We start from the raw sequence: 774 nt of genomic DNA, 5'->3' as shown, positions 1-774 counted from the left end.
GGTTCAGTCCAGGGCCACCAGTGCCTCGTGCGCGGCGGCCAGCGGCCACAGCAGCCAGATCAGGACCTGCCGCGACGGCGCCCACAGCACCGCCAGCCCCAGCAGCACGCTGACCACCGCCAGCCGCGCCGGGTGATCCACCACCCACCGCCACGTCACCGCCACCACGGCGTTGCCCGCCGCGGCGTAGCCGTAGCCGGTCGCCGCCCGGCGCAGCCATCCCTGGCTGGCCAGGTGCTCACCACACCGCGCCCGGCGCAGTTCCTCGGTCACCGACGGCTGCGGATCGCTGAGGATCCCCGCCTGCGGCCGCAGCGCGGCCAGCCACCGCCCAGCCCGGCCCACACCACCAGCACCCCGCTCGGTGCCGGTGGCCTCACCGAGCAGCAGCACCTCCTCGTCGTCGAGTGCCAGCTCCTCGACCGCCGACAGGTGCCGCACCGGCCGCACCGTCTCCTCCTCGGCAGTGCGGGAACCAGCAACGGGATCGGGGTCGGGTCGGGCGGCGCCCGACCGGTTGTCATTGGGCAGCGCGGACACCGCGCACCTCCTCGCCTCAGTCGAAAACTCAGCGGGCCGCGGCCCGCCGCTGACGTACCTGCCGGGCACCCAGCTCCCGCAGCGCCGCATCCCGGCGCCGCCGCTGCTGGTGACCAGCCCGGATCTGCCTGCGCCGCCGCCGGGACTGGGTCCCCAGCGCCGCACCGGACCGGAAGATCCGGTCCCCGGCGGCCAGCAACGCCGCCACACCCGGCTCGGTGTCCTCCCGCGCCG

At 76.0% G+C, this 774-nt stretch carries 2 protein-coding genes; both read right to left on the bottom strand.

Annotation, left to right across the window (positions count from 1 at the left end; genetic code table 11):
• Positions 1 to 3 precede the first annotated feature (3 nt).
• On the bottom strand, positions 4 to 540 hold the full coding sequence (locus ABD976_RS29465; protein WP_345368325.1) for a hypothetical protein: 537 nt from the start codon (positions 538 to 540) through the stop codon (positions 4 to 6).
• Positions 541 to 568: 28 nt separating this feature from the next.
• Positions 569 to 774: hypothetical protein (locus tag ABD976_RS29460; protein WP_345368324.1), on the bottom strand; the 206-nt coding region annotated here is incomplete at its 5' end.

Source organism: Saccharopolyspora cebuensis (genome assembly GCF_039542665.1).
GTDB lineage: Bacteria > Actinomycetota > Actinomycetes > Mycobacteriales > Pseudonocardiaceae > Saccharopolyspora > Saccharopolyspora cebuensis.
This window is presented reverse-complemented; position numbering and strand designations above follow the sequence as displayed.